Consider the following 23,141-nt stretch of genomic DNA (forward strand, 5'->3'; position numbering starts at 1 on the left):
GGGCCCGCAGAAGCAGCAGGCCCGCTCACCGCGCCAACGCCTGTTCCACCCAGCCGCGCCGGTGTGCCCGCACACCGAGCGTCACCGCCCGGACCCCGATGTAGCCGAGGGCGAAGGCCGCCCACAGCCCCGCGAGCGTCCCACCGGTCCACCAGAGCAGCGGCAGGTACACGACGAGGTTCAGGCCTCCGGCGGTGGCCAGGTACCGCGCGTCCCCGGCGCCGATCAACACTCCGTCGAGCACGAAGACGTACCCGGCGACGGGCATCCCGACGGCGATGAGCACCAGCACGACGGGCAGGGCGTCCCGCACCGCCTGCGAACCCGAGAACACCGGCCCGAGCACGCCGCTCACCGCCAGGGTCAGCACCCCGAGCAGCACACCGCCGGCGATCCCGAGCAGCACGAGCCGTCGCGTCACCAGTCGCACCCGCTCCGGGTCACGTCCGCCGAGTCCGTGCCCGACGAGCGCCTGCCCGGCGATCGCCAGGGCGTCGAGCGCGAACGCCAGGGTGGAGAACACCGTCAGCCCGACCTGGGTCGTCGCCAGCCCGGTTGTCCCCAGCCCGGCAGCGGCCCCGACGGTCGCGAGCATCGCGATCCGCAGCGACGCGGTCCGCAGGAACAGCCATGCCCCCGACCGCAGTGCCCGGGCGACGCCCGAGGCGCCGGGTCGCAGCGGTGCCCCCGACGACCGAGCGGCCCGCACCGCGATGCGCACGTAGACGACGGCCATCGCCCACTGCACGATGACGGTGCCGGCGGCGGATCCCTCGACGCCCCAGCCGGCGCCGTAGATCAGGACGGCGTTGAGCAACCCGTTCGCGACGAACCCGATGGTCGCGACGACGAGCGGGGTCTTCGTGTCCTGCAGCCCACGCAGCAGTCCGGTCGAGGCGGTCACCACCAGGATGCCGGGCAGCCCGATCAGCGAGATGGTCAGGTACGCGGTCGCCGCCGCCGACACCTCGGCTGAGGCGCCGAACAGGTCGACGAGCGGTCCGGCGAGCGGCCACCCGACCAGCGCCAGCACCACCCCCAGCACGAGCGCGAGCCACATGCCGTCGATGCCCGCGTGCACGGCTCCGCGACGGTCGCCACCACCGAGCGCCCGTGCCACGGCCGGGGTCGTCGAGTACGCCAGGAACACCAGCAGCCCGGTCACCGTCGACAGCACGGCACTCGCGAGCCCGACAGCCGCCAGCGGCGTCGCCCCGAGGTGCCCGACGAGCGCGGTGTCGGTCAGCAGGAACAGCGGCTCGACCACGAGCGCTCCGAGCGCCGGCACCGCCAGCCGCACGATGTCGCGGTCGACCGCGCGCCGCTCAGCGGTCACAGCGGGTCGCGTCGGTCGGTGCACCGACCCATTCTGTCGGCGATGCCGACCCGTCGTGGTCGCCGGGCGGGGTGGACGCGACCCCGTGACGGACTGGAGGCCCGTGGCCGTGTCCGCCACGGGCCTCCAGTCCGGTGGTCCCACGTCGTCAGGCCGGACGCGTGTTCCGGCCGACCACTCGCGTCAGTCGGCGCGCGGTTCCGCAGGGACGGCGCCGGTGGCGGCGTGTGCGGGGTCGGCGGCCTCGGTCGACGGCTCGTCGGTGCCACGGGCCCGGCCGATGACGTCCATCACGTGGTAGACGACGATCGCGGCGATCGTGCCGACGATGATGCCGCCGAAGCTCGCCTGGCCGAAGCGGAACGTGAAGTCGGCGATGCCGATGATCAGGGCGATGCCGGCCGTCAGCTGGTTCTTCGGCTTCGAGAAGTCGACGCGGTTCTCGACCCAGATCCGGATGCCGATGACGCCGATCAGGCCGTAGAGCGCGGTGGTGGCGCCGCCGAGCACGCCGGCCGGCACCGAGGAGATGACGGCGCCGATCTTCGGTGACAGACCGAGCAGGACGGCCGCGATGGCGGCGACCCAGTAGGCGGCGGTCGAGAAGACGCGGGTGGCGGCCATGACGCCGATGTTCTCGCCGTAGGTGGTGGTGGCGGAGCCGCCGCCGACGCCCGCCAGGACGGTCGAGATGCCGTCGGCGAAGAGCGCGCGACCGGTGAGCGGCGTGAGGTCACGGCCGGTCAGCTGCCCGACGCCCTTGACGTGGCCGACGTTCTCGGCGACCAGTGCCAGGACGACCGGCACGAACGCCAGGTAGATCGCGAGCTGCGACGGGTCGAAGGCGGGAGCGGTGAACTCCGGCAGACCGATCCACGGTGCTGCGTCGACCTTCGAGAAGTCGACCTGGCCGCCGATGAGCGCCGCGACGTAGCCGACGAGCACACCGATGACGATCGACAGCCGGCCGATCAGGCCCTTGAACAGGACCGTGACCAGGATGATCGCCGCCAGGGTGATGAGCGCGATGACCGGGGCCGCCGTGAAGTTGTCGCGGGCCGCCGGAGCCAGGTTGAAGCCGATCAGGGCGACGATCGCGCCGGAGACCACCGGGGGCATCAGCCGGTCGATCCACCCGGCACCGGCCAGGTGCACGACGAGCCCGACGATCGCGAGCAGCGCGCCGACGACGATGATGCCGGACAGGGCGAGCGGGATGCCGCCGATCTTGGTCGCCGCACCGATCGGGGCGATGAACGCGAACGACGAGCCGAGGTAGCTCGGCAGGCGGTTGCCCGTGATGAGCAGGAACAGGATCGTGCCGATGCCGCTGAACAGCAGCGTCGTCGACGGCGGGAACCCGGTCAGCAGCGGCACCAGGAACGTGGCGCCGAACATCGCGACGACGTGCTGCACCCCGAGTCCGATCGTCCGGGGCCAGGTGAGCCGTTCGTCGGGTGCCACGATCGTCGTCGCGGAGACGGTCTTGCCGTCTCCGTGCAGCTTCCACGGAAGTCCCATGCGAAGACCGTACCGGCAGCCGTGTTCCGGTGACGACCCGGATCGACCTGCCCCATGGGGTCGGTGGCTATCGTGGACCGCATGACCGACGTCGCACGTGCCTCCGGCATCCACACTGACGAACTCGACCCCGCGGTGCGCCCCCAGGACGACCTGTACCGCCACGTGAACGGGACCTGGATCGAGGCGACGCCGATCCCCGACGACAAGGCCCGGTACGGCTCCTTCACGGTGCTGGCCGAAGCCGCCGAGATCGCCGTGCGCGACATCATCGAGCGCTCGCAGCAGGCCGCCCCCGGCACCGAGGAGCGCAAGGTCGGTGACCTCTTCACCTCGTTCACCGACGAGGCACGGCTCGAGGAGCTCGGCACCGCACCGATCGAGCACCTGCTCGCCGAGATCACCGAGATCCAGTCCGTGCCCGAGGTCATCGCCGCCGTCGGACGCTTCGAGCGCATCGGCCTGCCGAGCTTCCTGCAGCTCTTCGTCGACAACGACCCGGGCGACCCCGAGTCCTACGTCGTGTTCCTGGAGCAGTCCGGCCTCGGGCTGCCCGACGAGTCGTACTACCGCGAAGAGCGCTTCGCCGACATCCGCGAGAAGTACCGCGAGTTCGTCGCGGCGATGTTCCCGCTCGCCGGCCTCGACGACGGCGGCGCCCGCACCGAGCACGTCATCGCGCTCGAGACGGCGCTCGCCGCCCAGCACTGGGACAACGTCACCACGCGTGACAGCCAGAAGACCTACAACAAGCTGCCCTGGGCCGAGGTCGCCGCGCTCGCGAAGGGCGTCGACCTGCAGACCTGGTGGCAGGCCATCGACGCCCCGGCCGGCGCGTTCGAGACCGTCGTGGTGCGCGAGCCCTCGTTCATCACCGGCCTGGCCGACCTGCTGAACGACCAGCCGCTCGAGGTCTGGAAGGACTGGCTGCGCTGGCAGGTCATCCGTGGGTCCGCGGCGTACCTGACGAGCGCGTTCTCGGCCACGAACTTCTCGTTCTACGGCACCGCACTCACCGGTGCGCCCAAGCAGCGCGACCGCTGGAAGCGCGGCGTCTCGCTGGTCGAGGGCGCGATGGGCGAGGCCGTCGGCCGCATCTACGTGCAGGAGCACTTCGACGAGACCTCGAAGGCCAAGATGGACGACCTCGTCGCCAACCTGGTCGAGGCGTACCGGCAGAGCATCACGGCGCTCGACTGGATGACCGACGAGACCCGTGCCCGTGCGCTCGACAAGCTCGACAAGTTCACGCCGAAGATCGGCTACCCGGTGAAGTGGCGCGACTACTCGGCGCTGCCCGTCCGTGCCGACGACCTGGTCGCGAACGTCCGCGCGGTCGCCTCGTTCCAGGTCGACCGCGAGCTCGGCAAGATCGGCAAGCCGATCGACCGTGACGAGTGGTTCATGACCCCGCAGACGATCAACGCGTACTACAACCCCGGCTTCAACGAGATCGTGTTCCCGGCCGCCATCCTGCAGTTCCCGTTCTTCGACGCGAACCGCGACGCCGCCGCGAACTACGGCGCGATCGGGGCCGTCATCGGCCACGAGATCGGCCACGGCTTCGACGACCAGGGGTCGCAGTACGACGGCGACGGCAAGCTCGAGAACTGGTGGACCGAGGCCGACCGCGCGGCGTTCGAGGAGCGCACGAAGGCCCTCATCGCCCAGTACGACGCCCTGGTGCCGACCGAGGTGCCCGACAGCCACGTGAACGGTGCCCTGACGATCGGCGAGAACATCGGTGACCTCGGTGGCCTGTCGATCGCGTGGAAGGCGTACCTGCTGTCGCTCGACGGCCAGGAGCCCCCGGTCGTCGACGGCCTCACCGGTGCCGAGCGCTTCTTCCTGAGCTGGGCACAGGCCTGGCGCATGGCGATCCGCCCGGAAGAGGCGGCTCGTCTGCTGAGCATCGACCCGCACTCGCCCAACGAGTTCCGCTGCAACCAGGTCGTGCGGAACATCGACGTCTGGTACGACACCTTCGGCGTGACCGAGCAGGACGCGATGTACCTCGACCCCGCCGAGCGCGTCGCGATCTGGTGATGACGGAGCCGGACGCGGCCCGGTCGTCGCGCCGCCGGCGACCGGACGACCGCCCAGCAGGTGGCGGCCGCGGTCGTGGGCGGCACAGCGGCCGGTCCGACGACCGCTTCACCGCCACCACCGAGGCCCTCGGCGCCCTCGCGCTCGAGGGCGCCGGGGTCAGCGCCTCGGTGATCGACACCTCCAGCGGCAAGGCCCTGCTCGCGATCGACGACACCCTGGTGCAGCCGGTCGCGAGCCTGGGCCGCGTCCTGCTGCTCATCGAGGTCGCCGCCCAGCTCGAGGACGGCCGCCTGCACGGTGACCGACTGCAGCGCATGGCCCGTGACACCGCGACCGGTGCCGGCCTGTGGCAGTTCCTGCAGGAGCCGACCATGCAGGTGCCCGACCTGGCGACCCTGGTCGGGGCCACCGCCGACGCCTGGGCCATGAACGCACTGCTGTCGACCGTCGGCATCGACGCCGTCCGCGAGCGTTCGGAGTCCCTGGGCATCGAGCGCACGGCGTTGATCGACCGTGTGCGGGACCGCCGCGGACCGGATGACGCCCCCGACGCCTCCGTCGCACCGACCGGGGAGCTGTCGTGGGTGATGCGCGGACTGGCGCTCGGCGAGGTCGTCGACGAGGCGGTGTCCAACCGCGTGCTCGGCTGGTTGTCCCTGGCGAGTGACCTGAACCTGGTCGCCGGGTCCTTCGGGCTCGACCCCCTGGCGCACCGTGCGCTCGACCACGGGCTGCAGGTCGTCGCGGTCACCGGGTCGAGCACCGGTGTGCGGGCCGAGGCGGGGATCCTGCGGGGGCCCGGGTCGTCGGTCAGCTACGCCGTGACGGTGACCTTCGACGACGCCTCGTTGCAGCGGCGGTTGGCCGTCGTCGAGGCGCTGCGGACCATGGGCACCGAGGTGCTCGAGGCGGTGCACGCCCCGGCTCGTCGCTGACGCCACTCGCCGCTCGCCGCCGTCGCTCAGCGCAGGAGCATGAAGGAGCGCAGCGGCTGTGGGTCGACGTCGTGGGCCTCGACGAGCCCACGTGACTCGTAGAACGCCCGCTGCCCCGGCTCATCGTCGGTGAGCAGGACCGTCTGGCGAACGCCGGCGTACCGCTGCAGGACGGCGTCGAGGAGTGCACCGCCGATGCCGGACCGGTGCGCGGACGGCAGAACGAGGACGTCCTGCACGTACACGATCGTCACCCCGTCGGAGACCGTGCGGAGCAGGCCGAGCAGGTGTCCGTCGCCGTCGCGGGCGGTCAGCACGGTGTGCGAGCCGGCGATCGCCGCTGTGAGGGCTGCGGGGTCCTGCGTGTACGCGGTCCACCCGACGGCATCGTACAGCGCCACCAGCTCGTCCATGCCCGGTCGTTCGTCGCTGATCGTGGTGGTCACGGTGCCCATCGTGCCCGAGCCGGACGAATCATGCGGCCTCGGGATCACACCGGGGTGACCGTCAGCGATCGGCGGAGTCCGCTCCGCCGGACTCGACCTCGCGCAGGTACGCGGTGATGTCGATCGGTCGGGTGTCGGGGAGCGTGATGTCCTCGGGGCGGATGGGACGCATGCTCACGCTTCCTCGTGGTCGATCACGCGTCGGGCGCCGGCTTCGACGCCCATCGCGACGAGCAGGGTCATGAACCCGGCGAAGCGGACGACCTCGGAGACACCCATCAGGGCGGCCCACGCGGTGAGCTGCGGTGCGCGGGTGAGGGAGTGCCGTCGCGCCGTCGGTGCGGAACGGGGAGCGGTCGTCGTCATGGGGTGCCTTCCGGTGGGGTTGGTGCCAATCCTCCGGATCGGGACACGGTGCGTCGTCGTCGTCGCGGATCGTCGAACCTACTGCGTCCGCAGTACGTGCCGGTGGGGTGGAGGCAGGAGACTCGGGGGATGACGAACGACGGCGATCTCGTGCTGCCACCGAACCCGTGGTGGCTCCGGTCCCCGGCGCTCCTGCCCGAGCTGGCCGCGGGTCTCGCCGTGGCCGGTGCAGCGGTGGAGATCGTCCGAGTCGTCGTCGCTGGCGCTGGTGTCTTCCCGTTGCTCGGTGTGCTGCTCGGCATCGCCGGTGTTGCCGTGGCTCGTCGGTACCCGTGGCCGGGGGTGCTGCTCACCGTGATCGGCTGTGCGGTTGCAGCGGTGCAGGGGTGGGACCCGATCGTGGGGTGGACGATCGTGGTGTTCGCGCTGTTCTCCGTCACCCTCCGCGGTGCGGCCCCGTTCCGCATGGTCGTGGCGACCGCGCTGCCGCTCTACCTCGTGGTCGCGGTGGAGTCCGGCGCGGGTCTGGTCAGTCCCGACGCGTTGGCGGCGGTCGCGGCGTGTGCGGCGGCCGGAGCCACGGGGGCTGCGGTCTGGGCACAGCTCCGGTACTGGTCGGCCCTGCGGGAGCAAGCCCGCGAGGCGATCGCGTCACGGGACCTCGAAGCCCGCCGACGCGTGGACGCCGAGCGGCTGCGCATCGCCCGCGACCTGCACGACGTCGTCGGTCACCAGATCGCGGTGGCGAGCATGCACCTGGGTGCGGTCGAGGTCACCGTCGACCGCGACCCGGTGACGGCAGCACGCGCCGCAGGTGACGCGCGAGAGGCGTTGCGGATGGTCACCGCCGAGACGCAGCAGATCCTCGAGCTCCTCCGGTCACGGGACACCGCTCCCGACCAGACGGTCGCCGGACTGGGCTCGCTGCCCGCGTTGGTGTCGTCGTTCACATCGATCGGGCTCGACGTCGTCTCCGACGTCGAGCTGCCGGACGAACCGGTCGCCCCCGTGGTCGAGGTCACCGTGTACCGCGTCGTGCAGGAGGCACTGACCAATGCGCACCGGTACGGGATCGGCACGGTCACGATCACCGTCCGCGCCGAGCAGGGGCGACTCCACGTGGTCTCCGACAACCCACGCGCGCCGCGGACCAAGCAGACGCAGGGTTCGGGGTTCGGGCTCGTGGGCATGCGCGAACGCGTCGGGGCCGCAGGCGGGACACTGGACGTCGACGAGCGACCCGATCGGTTCGTCGTGCACGCCGTGCTGGCGCTGGACGGAAGGAAGCTGTCGTGACGACGATCCTGCTGGTCGACGACCAGGCGATGATCCGCGTCGGGCTCCGCACCATCCTCGAGGCGCACGACGACCTCACTGTCGTCGGCGAGGCCGGCGACGGCTTCGAGGCCCTGCGGTTCCTTGAGACGACGACGGTCGACGTCGTCCTGTTGGACGTGCGGATGCCGGGGATCGACGGCGTCGAGACCACGCGCCGCCTCCGTGAGCGGTTCTCCGCCGAGCAGCTCCGAATCGTCATCCTGACGACGTTCGAGCAGGACGAGATCGTGGTCTCGGCGCTCCGGGCCGGTGCGAACGGCTTCCTCGGCAAGACCGTCGGACCCCGCGAGCTCGTGGCGGGCATCAACGAGGTCGTCCTCGGTGGTGGAGCACTCTCCGCGGCTGCGCAGGCTGCGGTCATCGCGCAGGTCAGCTCCCAGTCCGACCGCGCCATCGACACCGATGCGCAGGAACGTCTCCGAGCGCTGACCCCGCGTGAACACGACGTGGTGGTGGCGATCGCCCGCGGCGGCGACAACGACCGGATCGGCCGGGAGATGTTCGTCTCGCCCTACACCGTGAAGACCCACGCCAACCGCGCGATGGCGAAGCTCGGCGTCCGTGATCGCGCGCAGCTGGTGTCACTCGCCTACCGCGCCGGACTCGTCGACTGACCCGGACCTACTGCGGACGCAGTAGGTCCGTCGCTCCGACGGGACGACGGCCGGACGGAGCGTTGCTCGGAGCATTGAGGAGTACCCGCCGCGACGGTCTCCGCGTGGCTTCCTCTTCTTCTCTCCGGGAGCATCATGCCCAAGGTCCTCGCCGCGATCGGACGCTTCAGCGCCCGGCACCGGCTCATCATCGTCGCCGTCTGGTTGGTGCTCTTCGCGGGCCTCACCGCGGTCACCGCCGCCGGCATGGACACCAGTGCCACCGGCTCGGCCGGCAACAAGACCGCCGCCGCGAAGGCGCTCACCGTCGTCAACGAGAAGTTCGACCTCGGCTCCTCGTCGTCGGGCGACGCGAAGACGCTGCAGCTCGTCCTCCAGGCGCGAGACGGAGCGAAGGTCACCGACCAGGACACCGCCGCCGAGGTGCAGGCAGTCCTCGCCGACGCGAAGAACCTTCCGCACGTGCAGACGGTCTCGGACCCGTTCGCCCAGCGGAGCCCGATGGTCTCGAAGGACGGCACCACGGTCATCTCCACGCTGACCTTCTCCGGCGTCACCGAGGCGAACCAGGAGAAGACGTACGACACCGTCCTGGACTTCGCAGCCGACCACCGTGCTGCCTTCCACGCCGAGGTCGGCGGGCACCTGTTCGGGGACACCTACGCCACCTTCGGTCCCGGCGAGGTCATCGGGATCCTGGTCGCGTTCCTGGTGCTGTTCCTGACGTTCGGTTCGCTCCTGGCCGCCGGAGCGAACATGCTCGTCGCGATCTCCGGGGTCGCCGTCGGGACGGTCGGTGTCCTCGCGTACTCCGCGATCAACCCGATCCAGGGGACGACCCTGACGCTCGCGACCATGCTCGGACTCGCCGTCGGGATCGACTACACGCTGTTCATCCTCACCCGGTTCCGCTCGGAGCTCCGCGAGGGACGCAGCGTCGTCGACGCGGTCGCCCGGGCCACCGGCACCGCGGGCACCGCAGTCGTGTTCGCGGGCCTCACCGTCATCATCGCCCTCGTGGGTCTCGTCGTGACCGGCAACGAGGTCATCACCGTGATGGGCCTCGCCGGAGCGTTCAGCGTCCTGATCGCGGTGCTGATGGCCCTCACGCTGCTCCCCGTCATCCTGGGGACCCTCGGGTTGCGCGCCCTGCCCCGGAAGCACCGGGAACTCCTCGCCGCCGGCCAGTCGATCCCGCAGCGTCCCGCGAACCGCAAGAACTTCCTCCGCGGGTGGGCCAGGTTCGTCACCGGACGCCCGTGGCTCGCACTCTTCGGGGCCGTCGTCGTCCTCGGGCTCGTCGCCGCACCGGTCCTCGACATGAAGACGGCCTCCAACATCCCCGGTGGCTCCGACCCGACTTCGTCGGAGCGGAAGGCCTACGACCTGATCGTCGACGAGTTCGGCGGCATCCAGTCCCCGCTGCTCGTGCTCGTGCAGGGTGACGACGTCACCAGCAACCTCACCGCGGTCGAGGACGAGATCACGGGCCTCGACCACGTCGAAGCCGTCGTCCCCGGCCAGGTCACGAAGACCGACGACGCCGCACTCCTCACCGTCATCCCGACCGGCGGTCCGATCGCCGAGAGCACGAAGCAGCTCGTCACGGACATCCGCGACGAGACCACGGCGATCAGCGGCGTGCGCGTCGAGGTGACCGGCGAAACCGCGATCGGGCTCGACGACACCGCGCAGATGAACCGGGCACTGATCACCTACATCATCGTGATCGTCGCGCTGTCGTTCCTGCTCCTGATCGTGATGTTCCGATCCCTGCTCGTGCCCCTGTTCGCCACCCTCGGGTACCTGTTCTCCGTCGGGGCGGCGTTCGGCGCATCGGTCGCGATCTTCCAGTGGGGCTGGCTCGACCCGCTCATCGCCGCACCCCAGGGCGACCCGATGTTGAGCCTGCTGCCGATCATCCTGGTCGGGGTCCTGTTCGGGCTGGCGATGGACTACCAGGTGTTCCTCGTGTCCCGGATGAAGGAAGAACACTCCCGCGGGCTGAGCCCGAAGGACGCCGTGTTCTCCGGGTTCACCAAGTCCGGCACCGTCCTCGTCGCAGCAGCCACGATCATGGCCGTCGTCTTCGCCGGCTTCGCCACGAGTGAGATGGCCGTCGCAGCGTCGATCGCCGTCGGGCTGCTCGTCGGGGTCCTCGCAGACGCCTTCCTGGTGCGGATGATGATCATGCCGGCGCTCCTCACGCTCTGCGGGGAAGCAGCCTGGTGGATGCCGCGCTGGATGCGGAAGGTCATCCCGAACCTGGACACCGAGGGTCACGGACTCGACCGGGCTCCCGAGCACGACCGGGGGACCGGGGCCATCCCGGTGCCGGTCAGCTAGTCGGCCAGCACCTCAGGGCCGAAGGAGCCGTCCCGCTGCGATCGCAGCGGGACGGCTCCGCCCGTGCACAGGCAACCGCCGAACGCCGCATCCGGCTCGGTCGGCGTCCAGGGACCACGGGCACACTCCGAGGCAAGCAACCCGAGCAGCGGAGGTCGGACATGACGGGCAAGCACGAACAAGCACGAGGCGACGAGGGTCGCGCGGACGGGGTCGAACCCCGGGCCGGAGCCTTCACGGACAGCGAGATCCCGGGCGAGGAGCACGTCGAGTCGACGGAGCCCGTCGGCGAGTTCGTCTCGAGCGACATCCCCGGCGAGACGCGTCCGACCGGAGCCGGACCCGACGGCGAGTACGTCGACTCAGACATCCCCGGCGAGGCCGAGCCGGCCCAGAACGGCGAGGTCGGCGAGTACACCGACACCGACAAGGTCTGACGAACCAGAGGAGCCCATGCTCAAGGATGAGTACTCATCCTTGAGCATGGGCTCCTCTGCGTTGTCGCTCCGCGCCTGACGGTCAGTCGATGAGCTCCGCCGCCACCAGGCGGCGGAGCGTCTCCACGCCCGCGGGCGGGCAGCGGTCCGCGTCGGCGGAGGTGACCCACTCGACCTCGTCCACCTCGGCCGAGGCGACGGGCGTGGCGGAGTCCAGCGGGCCTCCCGGCCGGACCAGGAACAGCGTCATCGCGACCATGGTCCCCGGAGCCTGCCCGTGGGCGGGCTCGAGCACGACGCCGAACGGGTCGACGTCGTCGGCGGTGAGCCGCAGGCCGGTCTCCTCGTACGCCTCGCGCACCGCGGCTTCGACGTCGGTCTCGTGCGGCTCCGCCTTGCCGCCGGGCAGGTAGAGCACGTCGCGCGCCCGGGCGCGCACCATCAGGACACGTCGGTCACGCACCAGCAGCAGCGCACTCACGCGCAGCGTGGGTGGTTGCGAAGCGGCCTGGAGGCTCAGCTCGCGTCCGCCTGGTCGTCGCGATCCGAGGTGGTCGGGTCCAGTGCCGTGCGGTCGGCCAGCGGGACGACGGGCGACGGCAGCTCCGGCTCGGCCGCGGGACGGACGCCGTACAGGGAGTCGATCGCCCCGACGAACTCCTCGCCGCGACCGGCGCGACCGAGCTCACGGGCGCGGACCGAGGGACGGTGCAGCAGGACGCCGACCAGGTGCCGGAGCGCCCGCTCGGTGTGCTCGACGGACTCGCCGTCGGCGTCCGCGCGGCGCTTGGCCCGCTCGATCTCGTCGTCGAGGATGTCGAACACGTGCTTGCGGAACGCCACGAGCGCCGGGGTCGTCGACTGCTCCATCGCCTGCGCGCGGAACCGGGACACGGCGTCGTCGACCATCGCGCGGGCCTCGGACTCGGCGTTCAGCTCGGAGATGGGGGCGTGGATGCTGATCGTCTCGAGGTCGAGCAGTTCGACGCCGTCGACACCGGCGGCCGCGGGGTCGACGTTGCGGGGGAGCCCGAGGTCGATGACGATGCGGCGGACCCCGTCGTCGAGGTCGGCCGGTGCGACGACCGGGACCTCGCTCGAGGTGCAGGTGATCACGACGTCGCTCTCGCCGATGGCCTGGCGCAGGTCGCGGGCGGCGACGAGGTCGTGCTTGGCGGCGAACCAGGGCGCCCGGCCCGACGGCGAGAACACCTGGATGTTCGTGGCGCCGCGGTCGCGCAGGGCGGCGATGGTGGTGGCCGCGTAGCTGCCGGTGCCGACGAGCAGCACGCGGGTGCGGGCCCAGTCGGTGACCCGCGACGAGGCGAGTTCGAGGCCGAGGCGCACGAGCGACCGGCCGGCGGCGCCGATGCGGGTGCGGGTCTTGACGCCGCGTGAGGTGTGCGCGGCTTCTTGGAACAGGCGCTCGAGGTCCGAGGTGGTGGTGCCGTTCGACCGGGCGTCCTCGAGCGAGCGACGGACCTGCCCGGAGATCTCGGTCTCGCCGACGACGACGGACTCGAGTCCGCTCGACACGGCGAACAGGTGCTGCACGACGTCCTTGCCGTCCAGCACGTTGACGGAGTCCAGGACCTCGGTGGCGTCCAGGTCGCTCGCGGCGGCCACGGCCTGCACGGTGGCGGAGACGGCGGAGTCGCTCTCGTCGCCCGCGATGTCGAGGTACGCCTCGAAACGGTTGCAGGTGGCGAGCACCACGGCACCGTCCAGGACGCCGGCATCCGTGACGAGTCGGCTGGCTGCCGCGGGTGCACCGATGCTCAGTCGCTCCAGGAGATCGAAGCTGGCGTTGCGATGCGACGCCGTGAGACAGATGAGCACGTAGTCAATGGTAACGCGCTCGATGGGAGAATCATCCGGTGACCGAAGCGACGACCACATCCCTCCCCGACTCCCACCCCCTGGCATCAGGGCGGACGAATGGTTCCCGCCTGGTACGGGCCCTGCGGGGTGACCGTCCGGAGACGCTCCCGGTGTGGTTCATGCGGCAGGCCGGACGGTCCCTTCCGGAGTACCGGGAGCTTCGGATCGGCACAGCCATGCTCGACGCGTGCCTCGACCCGGAGATGGCGTCGGAGATCACCCTGCAGCCGGTCCGCCGGCACGGGGTCGACGCGGGCATCTTCTTCAGCGACATCGTCGTGCCGATCAAGCTCGCCGGTGTGGACGTCGAGATCGTCCCCGGTCGTGGACCGGTGCTCTCGTCGCCGATCCGCACCCCCGCCGACGTCGACGCCCTCGAGCAGCTCGACCCCGCGGCCCTCGCCCCGATCGAGCAGGCCGTCCGACGCACGGTCGAGCAGCTCGGCGACACCCCGCTGATCGGTTTCGCGGGGGCGCCGTTCACCCTCGCCGCCTACCTGGTCGAGGGTGGCCCGTCCAAGGACCACATCCGCGCCCGCACGCTCATGCACGCCGACCCCGAGACCTGGTCGCGGCTGCTCGCCTGGGCCGCCGAGGTGTCCGGGATGTTCCTCCGGGCACAGGTGCTCGCCGGGGCCTCGGCCGCGCAGCTCTTCGACTCGTGGGTCGGGTCGCTGTCCCGCGCCGACTACGTCCGGTCCGTCGCCCCGCACTCCGCCCGGGCGATGTCGCACGTCGCCGAGCTCGGGGTGCCTCGGATCCACTTCGGCGTCGGCAGCGGCGAGGTACTTGCCGACATGACGACCTTCGGCACCGACACCGTCGGCGTCGACGCGGTCGGGGTCGACTGGCGCCTGCCGCTCGACCAGGCGGTGCAGCGCGTCGGCACCGGCGTCAGCGTGCAGGGCAACATCGACGCGGCGATGCTCTCGGCGCCGTGGGACGTCCTCGAAGCGCACGTCCGCGACGTCGTCCGTCGGGGCGGTGCCGCACGGGCCCACGTCGTGAACCTCGGCCACGGGGTCCCGCCCGAGACCGACCCGGCCGTCCTGACCCGGGTGGTCGAACTGGTCCACTCGCTCGGCGACGGCCGCGCGGACGACGGTGCAGCGCAGGACGGAGCCGACGCGTGACCGACGTCGTCGTGGTCGGCGGCGGGGTCGCCGGGCTCGTCACCGCCCGTGACCTCGCCAAGGGCGGCGCCCACGTGGTGCTCGTCGAGTCCTCGGGGGAGCTCGGGGGCATGATCCGTCGGCACACCGTCGGCGGGATCGACCTGGACATGGCGGCGGACTCCTTCGCCACCCGCACGGACGCCGTCGGCCGCCTGGCGATCGAGCTCGGGCTCGGCAACGACGTCGTCGCCCCCGACCCGCGCGGCGCCTGGCTGATGACCCGCGACGGCCGGACCTCCCCGATCCCGGCGACCGGGCTCCTCGGCATCCCGAGCACCCCGATGGCCGCCGACGTGCTGGCCGTGGTCGGGCAGAAGGGTGGCCTGCGCGCCCAGATGGACTCGCTGCTGCCGGCACCGGTGGGCGCCAAGGCCTCGTCGCTCGGCGAACTCGTCCGCCGGCGCATGGGGGAGCGGGTGCTCGACGACCTCGTGGTGCCGATCGCCGGTGGCGTGCACTCCACGCACCCCGACCAGCTCGACCCCGACCGGGTGGCTCCGGGCCTGCGTGCCGCACTGCTCCGCGAGGGCTCACTCGCCCGGGCCGTGCTGTCGCTGCGGGCGCGCGCGGCCGCCGGCACCCCGGTGCAGGGGATCCGCGGTGGGACGGTGCGCCTGGTGGACGAGCTCGTCGCCGACATGGAGACCTACGGGGTGGACGTCCGGCTGCACACCCGGGCGACCCGCATCGAGGCGCACGCGGTCGAGATCGTCAGCGCCGACGGCACGACCGAACGGCTGCCGGCCCAGCACACCCTGTCCTCCGTCGCCGACCCGGAGCGCACCGCCGCCCCCGACCGGACCGGTATCCAGCTGGTCACGCTCGTCGTCGACCAGCCGGAGCTCGACGCCGCCCCGCGTGGCACGGGGATGCTCGTGCACCCCGACGCCCAGGCGGTGTCGGCGAAGGCCCTCACGCACGCGACGGTGAAGTGGCCGTGGCTGGCCGACGTGGCGGACGGACGTCACGTCCTGCGGCTCAGCTACGCGACCACCGCGACGGACCCTGCGGGCGGGGCCACGAGCCTCCCGGTCGACCCGACCGACCCCGTCGGCCGCCGCGCGCTGCAGGACGCGTCCACGCTGCTCGGTGTGCCGATCACGGCTGACCGCGTCAGCGGCGCCGCACGCGTCGGCTGGTACGGACCGGACCTCACCGCGGCCGGGCTGGCCGAGGGCGTCGTCGGCATCGGTGAGGCCTCGACCGGACGGGGCCTGGCGGGGATCATCGCCGCCGCTCGGAAGGCAGCCGACGAGATCCTCGGTTCCTGAGCGGACCGCGCAGCCCCCGAGGGCTACTGTTGGTCAGACCGCCGGACGTATTCCGTTCGGTGCATGACCACCGCACAACCAATGCACGGAGGAATCGCACATGCGCGGAAAGCTCCTGTTCGTCGCCGGCGCCGCACTCGGGTACGTCCTGGGATCGCGAGCCGGACGGGCGCGGTACGAGCAGATCAAGACCGTCAGCGGCAAGGTCTGGAACAGCAACGGCGTCCAGAAGGGCGTGCACGTCGCCGAGGACTTCATCGCCGACAAGACCCCGGACGTCGCCGAGTTCATCGGTGAGACGACCAAGAAGGCCGTCCGCAAGGTCGGCCAGAAGAAGGACACCACCACCTCATGACCGACACCCGCGATCGCAAGTCGCGTTCGCTGTTCGGCCTGGTCGGTGACGTCCCGAAGCTCGTCAAGGGCCTGGTCAAGGGCGAGATCGACCTGCTCAAGGCCGAGATGCTCGCGAAGGCGAAGATCTTCGGCCTCGCAGCCGGTCTGCTGGTCGGTGCGCTCGTCGTCGTGCTCTACGCGATCGGCGTCCTGCTGACCGCAGCCGTGATGGGCCTCGCGACCGTGATGCCGGCGTGGCTGGCCGCACTGGTGGTGGCCGTGGTGATGCTGATCATCGCCGCGACCCTCGGCCTGATCGGCTGGAAGCGCCTGAAGAAGGGCCTGCCGATCACGCCGAAGCGCACGATCGCCAGCGTCAAGGACGACATCAACGCGGTGAAGGGCCTCGGCAAGAAGCCGACCCCGCCGACGCAGTACGGCAGCCGCAAGCCGGACGTCGACGGCCGCTCCTGAGCGCCGACAGCCCCGACAGCCGCACCACCGACGGAGGAACCGTGACCGACCCGCACGACGATCTCGCTGCTCGCGTCGCCGCGACCCGCGCCCAGCTGTTCGACACCCTCGACGCGATCGAGGACAAGCTCAACGTCCCGAAGCAGATCGGGATCGCGGCGTCGAAGTTCAAGCGCGGTCTCGACGAGAAGCCGGTGCCCTACCTGGCCGGTCTCGCAGCCGGCGTGGCGGTGGTCGGGGGTATCGTCGTGATGGTGCTCCGACGGCGGTAGACCGCCCGAGCGCGGTCCACCGGATGCGGGGCGGCCAACACCCTGGCAACCGATAGGACAATGGATCCATGAGCTCCGACGCGCCCACGAACACCGGGCCCGTGCCCGCGCACGACCACCCCCACACGGAACCCGCCGAGACCGGTCACCCGGACTCCGGGATCGACCCGAACCTGCTGACGGCCTACGCCCTCTGGGCAGTGTTCCGCCGGCCCCTCGGTCCGGTCCACCGCGTCGGCGACGACGCCGTGGCCGAACTCGACACCGTGATCGCCAGCGCCGCCGAGCGCGGGGTCACGATCCGTGGCTTCTACGACGTCTCGGCCTTCCGTGCCGACGCCGACGTCATGGTCTGGCTGCACGGCGACGACGCGCAGGCCATCCAGGCCGTGCTGCGCGAGATCCGTCGCACCGGCCTGTTCCAGGACGCCGAGCCGGTCTGGCACGTGATGGCCATGCACCGCGAGGCCGAGTTCAACAAGCGGCACACCCCCGCGTTCCTGCGCGGCAAGGACCCCGAGGCGTGGATCACGGTGTACCCGTTCGTCCGCTCCTACGAGTGGTACCTGCTGCCGGAAGAGGAGCGCTCGAAGATGCTCCGCGACCACGGCATCGCCGGCGCGAAGTACCGCCGCGTGCTCACGAACACCATCGCGACCTTCGCCCTGAGCGACTACGAGTGGATCCTGCCGCTCGAGAGCCCGGACCTCGTCGACCTGGTCGACCTGATGCGCGATCTCCGCTACACCGAAGCGCGCATGCACGTGCGCGAAGAGGTCCCCTTCTTCACGGGTCGTCGCGTGACGACCGCCGAACTCCCGGAGGTGCTGTCATGACCGACACCAGCATGATCACGAACGGCCAGGTCCTCGCCGCCACCCCCGCGGCGGCGTCCGGTCCCGAGCACGTCGAGACCCCGACCGCCTACGACGCGATCCTGCTCGCCGGCTTCGGTGGCCCCGAGGGCCAGGACGACGTCATCCCCTTCCTGCGCAACGTCACCCGCGGCCGCGGGATCCCGGACGAGCGTCTCGAAGAGGTGGCGCACCACTACCGCCACTTCGGCGGCGTGAGCCCGATCAACGCGCAGAACCGTGCGCTCAAGGCCGCGCTCGAGGCCGAGCTGGCGTCGCGCGGCATCGACATGCCGGTCCTCTGGGGCAACCGCAACTGGGAGCCCTACCTCGAAGAAGCCTTCACCGAGGCGGCGGACAAGGGCTACACGAAGCTCGTCGCCATCGCCACGAGCGCGTACTCGTCGTTCTCGAGCTGCCGGCAGTACCGCGAGGACTACGCCCGCGTGCTCAACGAGACCGGTCTGATCGACACCATCCAGATCGACAAGATCCGCCAGTTCTTCGACCACCCGGGCTTCGTCCGCCCGTTCATCGACGGCGTCCGCGACGGCATGGCCCGCGCGATCGCCGAGAACGAGGGCCTCGACGTCGCGACCGAGCTGCAGGTGCTCTTCTCGACGCACTCCATCCCCTCGACCGACGCCGCCCGCTCGGGCCCCGACTACCGCGGGTTCGACGAGCACGGCGCGTACGAGGCGCAGCACCTGGCCGTCGGCGAGGTCGTCCTCGACCAGGCCTGGGCCGAGCTCCTCGAGCAGCCCGAGCACGCGCACCTGCAGGGCACGTCGAAGCCCGCCTGGAAGCTCGTCTACCAGTCGCGCTCCGGCCCCCCGACGCAGCCGTGGCTCGAGCCCGACATCAACGACTACATGAACGAGGACCTCAAGGGCGGCCCGACGCGTGCCGTGCTGATCGTCCCGCTCGGCTTCGTCAGCGACCACATGGAGGTCATGTGGGACCTCGACGAGGAAGCCACCGAGACCGCCGGTGAGCTCGGCTTCTGGTCGCTCCGCACGCAGACCCCCGGCATCGACCCGGCCTACGTGTCCGGTCTCGTCGACCTGGTGCTCGAGCGGGTCAACGGCACGCCCAAGGCCGAGCGCCCGCACATGACCGACATCGGCCCCTGGTACGACGTGTGCCGTCCGGGGTGCTGCGAGAACGTGCGAGCGGGGTTCAAGCCCGCCGCCGCGGGCGTCGCTCCGTGACCGACACGACCGTGAACGACCCCAGCGCCACCGGGCCCGACGGCCCGACCCCGATCCGGCTCGGCACCCGTGCCAGCCGGCTCGCCGTCGCGCAGTCGCAGGACGTCGCCGACCGCCTGGCGAAGGCGGCCGGTCGGCCCGTCGAACTCGTCACCGTCACGAGCGAGGGCGACACGAACCGTGCCTCCCTGGCGTCGCTCGGCGGCACGGGTGTCTTCGCCAGCGCCCTGCGTGAAGCGCTCGTCGCGGGCGAGGTCGACGTGCTCGTGCACTCGCTCAAGGACCTGCCGACCGCGCCGTACCCGGGCCTGACGATCGGTGCCGTGCCGAAGCGTGCGGACGCCCGTGACGTCCTCGTCGCCCGGAACGGCGCCACCGTCGACACCCTGCCCGAGGGCGCGAAGGTCGGCACGGGTTCGCCCCGCCGTGCCGCGCAGCTCCGTGCGCAGCGCCCCGACCTCGACGTGGTCGACATCCGCGGCAACATCGACACCCGCCTCGGCCGGGTGGACGACGACCTCGACGCCGTGGTGCTCGCCGCCGCCGGCCTCGGGCGCATCGACCGCCTGTCAGCTGCCACCGAACTGCTCGACCTCGGCTTCTGGCCCAGTGCTCCCGGACAGGGCGCGCTCGCGGTGGAGATCCGCTCGGACGAGACCGACCGTGGGCTGCTCGCCGCTCTCCGCAAGATCGAGCACGCGCCCACCCGCCTGACGGTGACGGCCGAGCGCGAGGTCCTCGCCAAGCTCGAGGCCGGCTGCTCCGCCCCGATCGGTGCGACGGCCGTCGTGGACGCCGAACTGCTGCTCGTGTCCGCGACCGTCTACCGCCCCGACGGCACCGAGTACCGCACCGCGTCGCACGCGGCCGTGCTCGACGGGTCGGCGCAGGAGCGTCTCGACGAGGCGCTCGCAGTCGGCGGCCGCGTGGCGACCGAGCTGCTCGAGAACGGCGCTGCCGACCTCGCCGACCTGGCGACCACCGTCGCCGAGGACACCACGGACGGGCCGTACACCGCGGGTCCCGGCCTCGCGACGCCGGCCGAGTAGGCGGTCACCACGGAACCCTCCACCACCGCGACGGACGAGGCGCGACCCCCGGTCGTCCTCGTCCCGCGTGGCGGTGCGTGGGGGGACCGGGTCGCCGAAGCGGCGCGGGCCCGAGGGCTCGCGCCCGTCGTCGTCCCCCTCATCACGGACGCTCCGCCGTCCGATCCCTCCGCACTCGACGCTGCGGTCGGCCGCCTGGTCGCCTCCGGTGCGGTCGGGAGGAACGGATCGCCCGCGCCGGTCGGTGAACGAACCCCTGTGGCTGGTTACGCATGGGTGGTGGTGACCAGTGCGACAGCGGTGACGGTCCTGTCGGAACGCGTGGCGGGCCTCCCGGCCGGGGTGCGCGTCGCTGCGGTCGGCGAGCCGACCGCCCGTGCCGCGCGCGCTGCGGGCTGGGTCGTCGACCTGGTGCCGACCGAGACGTCCGCAGCCGGCCTGGTGCAGGAGTTGCCGGACACCGACGGTACCGTGCTGTTCCCCCGCTCCGAGATCGCCGCACCCACGCTCGTCGACGGCCTCCGTGCCCGCGGCATCGACGTGGACGACGTGGTCGCGTACCGTACCGTGGGGACCGGCGACGAGCCGATCACCCTCGAGACGACGCCCGCTGCGGTGCTCGTGACGAGCGGCAGCGTTGCCCGCGAGATCGCCCGCCGGATGGCCCCGCTCGACCCCCGCACCATCGTGGCCTGCATCGGCCCCGGGACCGCGACCGACGCCCGTGCGGCCGGACTGCCCGTGCACGCGGTCGGACGCACTCGGTCCGCAGAAGCCCTGCTCGACGCCGTCGTCGAGGCACTGAACCCAACCACCCCCCACCAGGAAGGTCACCCGTGACTGGACGCTTCCCCCAGGTCCGCCCCCGTCGGCTCCGCGCCACCCCCGCGATGCGACGACTCGTGGCCGAGACCCGGCTCCACCCGGCCGAGCTCGTGCTGCCGATGTTCATCCGCGAAGGCGCGACCGACGCCGTGGACATCTCGAGCATGCCGGGGGTGCAGCAGCACTCCCTCGACTCGTTCCGCCGCGCGCTGGTCGACGCCGCGTCGGTCGGTGTGGGTGGCGTGAACCTGTTCGGCGTCCCGACCACGAAGGACGCCACCGGCTCCGGCGCGACCGACCCGGACGGCATCCTCAACGTGGCGATCCGCGTCGCTCGCGAAGAGGTGGGGGATGCCCTCGTGGTGCAGTCCGATCTGTGCCTCGACGAGTTCACCGACCACGGACACTGCGGTGTGCTGGCAGCCGACGGCTCCGTGGACAACGACGCCACCCTGCTGCGCTACCGCGACATGGCGGTCGCGCAGGCCGAGGCCGGTGCCGAGCTCGTCTGCATGAGCGGCATGATGGACGGCCAGATCGCCGCAGCACGTGACGCCCTCGACGGCGCCGGACACAGCGGGACCGCGCTGCTCGCCTACGCCGCCAAGTACGCCTCGGCGTTCTACGGGCCCTTCCGCGAGGCCGTGTCGTCGTCGCTCGTCGGCGACCGCCGGACGTACCAGATCGACGCCGCGAACGGTCGGCAGGGGCTCCGCGAGGTCGAGCTCGACGTCGACGAGGGCGCCGACATCGTGATGGTGAAGCCCGCGATGAGCTACCTCGACGTGCTCGCCGAGACCGCTGCGACCTCGCCGGTCCCGGTCTGGGCGTACCAGATCTCCGGCGAGTACGCGATGATCACCGCAGCAGCGCAGAACGGGTGGATCGACCGCGACGCCGCCGCGATGGAGTCGCTCGTCGGCATCAAGCGCGCCGGTGCCGACGCGATCCTGACCTACTTCGCCGTCGACATCGCGCGGAAGCTCAACGAGGAAGCGGGCCTCCGCACCTCGGGCAGCACCGCGGACGTCGCCGGCATCGCCTCGACCGGGAAGGCCCCCGAATGACCACGAACGACCAGCTGTTCGGCCGTGCCAAGAACGCGATCCCGGGTGGTGTGAACTCCCCGGTCCGCGCCTACGGGTCGGTCGGTGGCACCCCGCGGTTCCTGGTGTCCGCGAAGGGCGCCTACGTCACCGACGCCGAGGGTCGCGAGTACGTCGACCTCGTCGCGTCGTGGGGCCCCGCGATCCTCGGTCATGCCCACCCCGGCACGGTCGAGGCGGTGCAGCAGGCCGCCGCGCGCGGGCTGTCGTTCGGGGCGTCGACCCCCGGTGAGACCGAGCTTGCCGAACTGGTGAAGCAGCGGGTGTCGGTGGACGGCGACGGCCCCATCGAGAAGCTCCGGATGGTGTCGACCGGCACCGAGGCCACGATGACGGCGATCCGGCTGGCCCGCGGCTACACCGGCCGCGACCTGCTCGTGAAGTTCGCCGGGCACTACCACGGCCACTCCGACTCCCTGCTGGCCGAGGCTGGCTCCGGCGTCGCGACCCTGGCCATGCCGGGCAGTGCGGGCATCACCGCCGAGACCGCGGCGCAGACCCTCGTGCTGCCGTACAACGACCTCGACGCCGTCCGCCGCGCCTTCGACGAGCACTCCGAGCGCATCGCCGCCGTCATCGTCGAGTCCGCCGCCGCGAACATGGGCGTCCTGGCACCCGAGCGCGGCTTCAACCGTGCCCTGGCGCAGATCACCCGGTCGCACGGGGCGCTGCTCATCGTCGACGAGGTCCTGACCGGGTTCCGCGTCGGTGCTGCTGGCTGGTGGGGCCTCGAAGCGTCGAAGGTCGTGCCGGACGGTGCCGGGTGGAAGCCCGACCTCATCACGTTCGGCAAGGTCATCGGCGGTGGCATGCCGCTCGCCGCCCTCGGCGGTCGGCGCGAGGTCATGGACTTCCTCGCCCCGCTCGGGCCGGTGTACCAGGCGGGAACCCTGTCGGGGAACCCGTTGGCCGTCGCCGCCGGCATCGCCACGCTGCGGGCCGCGACGCCGTCCGTGTACGAGTCGCTGAACCGCACGGCTGCGGTCATCTCCGCGGCCACGTCGGACGCCCTGTCGGCCGAGGGCGTCGCCCACACCGTGCAGCGCGCCGGCAACCTGTTCTCGTTCGCGTTCACCGAGCAGGCACCGCGGAACTACGACGACGTGCGGGCGCAGGACGTGTTCCGCTACGCGCCGTTCTTCCACGCGATGCTCGACGCCGGGGTCACCCTGCCACCGAGCGTCTTCGAGGCGTGGTTCGTCACGGCCGCACACGACGACCGCGCGGTCGGACGGATCCTCGACGCCCTGCCCGCGGCCGCGAGGGCTGCTGCCGCCGCGACCGCGTGACGGGCGCGGA

Annotated in this window: 23 protein-coding genes; 17 read left to right on the plus strand and 6 right to left on the minus strand. The window is 71.5% G+C overall.

The features are described from left to right. Positions 1 to 25: 25 nt before the first annotated feature. Both ABRP24_RS03995 and ABRP24_RS04000 read right to left on the minus strand, forming a co-directional pair. Complete coding sequence (locus ABRP24_RS03995) at positions 26 to 1,336, minus strand: MATE family efflux transporter (RefSeq protein ID WP_349847567.1); 1,311 nt, start codon at positions 1,334 to 1,336, stop codon at positions 26 to 28. A 183-nt stretch (positions 1,337 to 1,519) separates the two neighbouring features. Continuing rightward, on the minus strand, positions 1,520 to 2,857 hold the full coding sequence (locus ABRP24_RS04000) for a uracil-xanthine permease family protein (protein WP_176707921.1): 1,338 nt from the start codon (positions 2,855 to 2,857) through the stop codon (positions 1,520 to 1,522). Positions 2,858 to 2,938: 81 nt separating this feature from the next. Here ABRP24_RS04000 and ABRP24_RS04005 point away from each other — a divergent pair, with 81 nt between their 5' ends. Together ABRP24_RS04005 and ABRP24_RS04010 are read left to right on the plus strand one after the other, a co-directional pair. Next, positions 2,939 to 4,903 (plus strand): M13 family metallopeptidase, encoded by a 1,965-nt coding sequence (locus ABRP24_RS04005; RefSeq protein ID WP_071248919.1) that lies wholly within the window; start codon positions 2,939 to 2,941, stop codon positions 4,901 to 4,903. Next, positions 4,903 to 5,841 (plus strand): serine hydrolase, encoded by a 939-nt coding sequence (locus ABRP24_RS04010; RefSeq protein ID WP_301580947.1) that lies wholly within the window; start codon positions 4,903 to 4,905, stop codon positions 5,839 to 5,841. The genes ABRP24_RS04005 and ABRP24_RS04010 overlap by 1 nt, the downstream gene beginning before the upstream one ends. Before the next feature lie 26 nt (positions 5,842 to 5,867). Here ABRP24_RS04010 and ABRP24_RS04015 read toward each other — a convergent pair whose 3' ends face one another. Together ABRP24_RS04015 and ABRP24_RS04020 are read right to left on the minus strand one after the other, a co-directional pair. Further along, positions 5,868 to 6,287 (minus strand): GNAT family N-acetyltransferase, encoded by a 420-nt coding sequence (locus ABRP24_RS04015; RefSeq protein ID WP_371836710.1) that lies wholly within the window; start codon positions 6,285 to 6,287, stop codon positions 5,868 to 5,870. A 174-nt stretch (positions 6,288 to 6,461) separates the two neighbouring features. Beyond that, entirely contained in the window at positions 6,462 to 6,653 is a 192-nt protein-coding gene (locus ABRP24_RS04020) for a hypothetical protein (RefSeq protein WP_176707924.1), read from the minus strand. 129 nt (positions 6,654 to 6,782) lie between these two features. Between ABRP24_RS04020 and ABRP24_RS04025 the strand changes: the two genes are divergently transcribed. From ABRP24_RS04025 to ABRP24_RS04040, 4 genes are all read left to right on the plus strand, one after another. Next, complete coding sequence (locus tag ABRP24_RS04025) at positions 6,783 to 7,949, plus strand: sensor histidine kinase (RefSeq protein ID WP_176707925.1); 1,167 nt, start codon at positions 6,783 to 6,785, stop codon at positions 7,947 to 7,949. Next, the gene (locus ABRP24_RS04030; RefSeq protein WP_176707926.1) at positions 7,946 to 8,605 is read left to right on the plus strand and encodes a response regulator transcription factor; all 660 of its coding nucleotides are present in this window, start codon (positions 7,946 to 7,948) and stop codon (positions 8,603 to 8,605) included. Before ABRP24_RS04025 ends, ABRP24_RS04030 begins: the two co-directional genes overlap by 4 nt. A 135-nt stretch (positions 8,606 to 8,740) precedes the next feature. Further along, positions 8,741 to 10,951 carry an MMPL family transporter gene (locus ABRP24_RS04035; RefSeq protein WP_349847564.1) on the plus strand — a complete coding sequence of 737 codons (2,211 nt, stop codon included), beginning with the start codon at positions 8,741 to 8,743 and terminating at the stop codon, positions 10,949 to 10,951. 161 nt (positions 10,952 to 11,112) lie between these two features. Beyond that, positions 11,113 to 11,388 (plus strand): hypothetical protein, encoded by a 276-nt coding sequence (locus ABRP24_RS04040; protein ID WP_027467022.1) that lies wholly within the window; start codon positions 11,113 to 11,115, stop codon positions 11,386 to 11,388. Positions 11,389 to 11,470: 82 nt separating this feature from the next. Here ABRP24_RS04040 and ABRP24_RS04045 read toward each other — a convergent pair whose 3' ends face one another. Both ABRP24_RS04045 and ABRP24_RS04050 read right to left on the minus strand, forming a co-directional pair. Further along, positions 11,471 to 11,869 (minus strand): NUDIX domain-containing protein, encoded by a 399-nt coding sequence (locus ABRP24_RS04045; RefSeq protein WP_083404464.1) that lies wholly within the window; start codon positions 11,867 to 11,869, stop codon positions 11,471 to 11,473. Between the two features lie 35 nt (positions 11,870 to 11,904). Then, on the minus strand, positions 11,905 to 13,227 hold the full coding sequence (locus ABRP24_RS04050; RefSeq protein ID WP_349847562.1) for a glutamyl-tRNA reductase: 1,323 nt from the start codon (positions 13,225 to 13,227) through the stop codon (positions 11,905 to 11,907). Positions 13,228 to 13,265: 38 nt separating this feature from the next. Here ABRP24_RS04050 and hemE point away from each other — a divergent pair, with 38 nt between their 5' ends. The 11 genes from hemE (at position 13,266) to hemL (ending at position 23,131) form a co-directional block, all read left to right on the plus strand. After that, the gene (hemE, locus tag ABRP24_RS04055; RefSeq protein ID WP_349847560.1) at positions 13,266 to 14,402 is read left to right on the plus strand and encodes a uroporphyrinogen decarboxylase; all 1,137 of its coding nucleotides are present in this window, start codon (positions 13,266 to 13,268) and stop codon (positions 14,400 to 14,402) included. After that, entirely contained in the window at positions 14,399 to 15,715 is a 1,317-nt protein-coding gene (locus ABRP24_RS04060) for an FAD-dependent oxidoreductase (protein ID WP_349847558.1), read from the plus strand. Before hemE ends, ABRP24_RS04060 begins: the two co-directional genes overlap by 4 nt. Before the next feature lie 100 nt (positions 15,716 to 15,815). After that, positions 15,816 to 16,070, plus strand: a complete 255-nt coding sequence (locus ABRP24_RS04065; RefSeq protein ID WP_017887727.1) for a hypothetical protein — start codon at positions 15,816 to 15,818, stop codon at positions 16,068 to 16,070. Next, positions 16,067 to 16,525: a phage holin family protein gene (locus ABRP24_RS04070; RefSeq protein WP_349847555.1), complete on the plus strand. Its 459-nt coding sequence runs from the start codon at positions 16,067 to 16,069 to the stop codon at positions 16,523 to 16,525. The genes ABRP24_RS04065 and ABRP24_RS04070 overlap by 4 nt, the downstream gene beginning before the upstream one ends. A 41-nt stretch (positions 16,526 to 16,566) precedes the next feature. Continuing rightward, the gene (locus ABRP24_RS04075; RefSeq protein ID WP_027467026.1) at positions 16,567 to 16,797 is read left to right on the plus strand and encodes a DUF3618 domain-containing protein; all 231 of its coding nucleotides are present in this window, start codon (positions 16,567 to 16,569) and stop codon (positions 16,795 to 16,797) included. 68 nt (positions 16,798 to 16,865) lie between these two features. After that, positions 16,866 to 17,633 (plus strand): hydrogen peroxide-dependent heme synthase, encoded by a 768-nt coding sequence (gene hemQ, locus ABRP24_RS04080; RefSeq protein WP_228513031.1) that lies wholly within the window; start codon positions 16,866 to 16,868, stop codon positions 17,631 to 17,633. Beyond that, positions 17,630 to 18,862: a ferrochelatase gene (locus ABRP24_RS04085; RefSeq protein WP_027467028.1), complete on the plus strand. Its 1,233-nt coding sequence runs from the start codon at positions 17,630 to 17,632 to the stop codon at positions 18,860 to 18,862. Before hemQ ends, ABRP24_RS04085 begins: the two co-directional genes overlap by 4 nt. Beyond that, positions 18,859 to 19,911 (plus strand): hydroxymethylbilane synthase, encoded by a 1,053-nt coding sequence (gene hemC / locus ABRP24_RS04090; RefSeq protein ID WP_232536557.1) that lies wholly within the window; start codon positions 18,859 to 18,861, stop codon positions 19,909 to 19,911. The genes ABRP24_RS04085 and hemC overlap by 4 nt, the downstream gene beginning before the upstream one ends. 258 nt (positions 19,912 to 20,169) lie before the next feature. Beyond that, a complete protein-coding gene (locus tag ABRP24_RS04095; RefSeq protein WP_349847551.1) occupies positions 20,170 to 20,751 on the plus strand; it encodes a uroporphyrinogen-III synthase in 582 nt (193 codons plus the stop codon). Further along, complete coding sequence (hemB, locus tag ABRP24_RS04100) at positions 20,748 to 21,803, plus strand: porphobilinogen synthase (protein ID WP_349847549.1); 1,056 nt, start codon at positions 20,748 to 20,750, stop codon at positions 21,801 to 21,803. Before ABRP24_RS04095 ends, hemB begins: the two co-directional genes overlap by 4 nt. Continuing rightward, positions 21,800 to 23,131 carry a glutamate-1-semialdehyde 2,1-aminomutase gene (hemL, locus tag ABRP24_RS04105; RefSeq protein ID WP_027467030.1) on the plus strand — a complete coding sequence of 444 codons (1,332 nt, stop codon included), beginning with the start codon at positions 21,800 to 21,802 and terminating at the stop codon, positions 23,129 to 23,131. Before hemB ends, hemL begins: the two co-directional genes overlap by 4 nt. The last annotated feature ends 10 nt before the right edge of the window (positions 23,132 to 23,141 follow it).

The sequence above is a fragment of the Curtobacterium sp. WHRI 8282 genome, assembly GCF_040223925.2.
GTDB classification, from domain to species: domain Bacteria; phylum Actinomycetota; class Actinomycetes; order Actinomycetales; family Microbacteriaceae; genus Curtobacterium; species Curtobacterium flaccumfaciens.

What these genes read in the sequence shown, in the direction of transcription:
- ABRP24_RS04040 (WP_027467022.1), top strand. Translation starts at nt 11,113, where the DNA reads ATGACGGGCAAGCACGAACAAGCACGAGGCGACGAGGGTCGCGCGGAC.
- ABRP24_RS04005 (WP_071248919.1), top strand. Translation starts at nt 2,939, where the DNA reads ATGACCGACGTCGCACGTGCCTCCGGCATCCACACTGACGAACTCGAC.
- ABRP24_RS04025 (WP_176707925.1), top strand. Translation starts at nt 6,783, where the DNA reads ATGACGAACGACGGCGATCTCGTGCTGCCACCGAACCCGTGGTGGCTC.
- ABRP24_RS04020 (WP_176707924.1), bottom strand. Translation starts at nt 6,653, where the DNA reads ATGACGACGACCGCTCCCCGTTCCGCACCGACGGCGCGACGGCACTCC.
- ABRP24_RS04085 (WP_027467028.1), top strand. Translation starts at nt 17,630, where the DNA reads ATGACCGACACCAGCATGATCACGAACGGCCAGGTCCTCGCCGCCACC.
- hemL (WP_027467030.1), top strand. Translation starts at nt 21,800, where the DNA reads ATGACCACGAACGACCAGCTGTTCGGCCGTGCCAAGAACGCGATCCCG.
- ABRP24_RS04000 (WP_176707921.1), bottom strand. Translation starts at nt 2,857, where the DNA reads ATGGGACTTCCGTGGAAGCTGCACGGAGACGGCAAGACCGTCTCCGCG.
- ABRP24_RS04010 (WP_301580947.1), top strand. Translation starts at nt 4,903, where the DNA reads ATGACGGAGCCGGACGCGGCCCGGTCGTCGCGCCGCCGGCGACCGGAC.
- ABRP24_RS04070 (WP_349847555.1), top strand. Translation starts at nt 16,067, where the DNA reads ATGACCGACACCCGCGATCGCAAGTCGCGTTCGCTGTTCGGCCTGGTC.
- ABRP24_RS04065 (WP_017887727.1), top strand. Translation starts at nt 15,816, where the DNA reads ATGCGCGGAAAGCTCCTGTTCGTCGCCGGCGCCGCACTCGGGTACGTC.
- hemQ (WP_228513031.1), top strand. Translation starts at nt 16,866, where the DNA reads ATGAGCTCCGACGCGCCCACGAACACCGGGCCCGTGCCCGCGCACGAC.
- ABRP24_RS04035 (WP_349847564.1), top strand. Translation starts at nt 8,741, where the DNA reads ATGCCCAAGGTCCTCGCCGCGATCGGACGCTTCAGCGCCCGGCACCGG.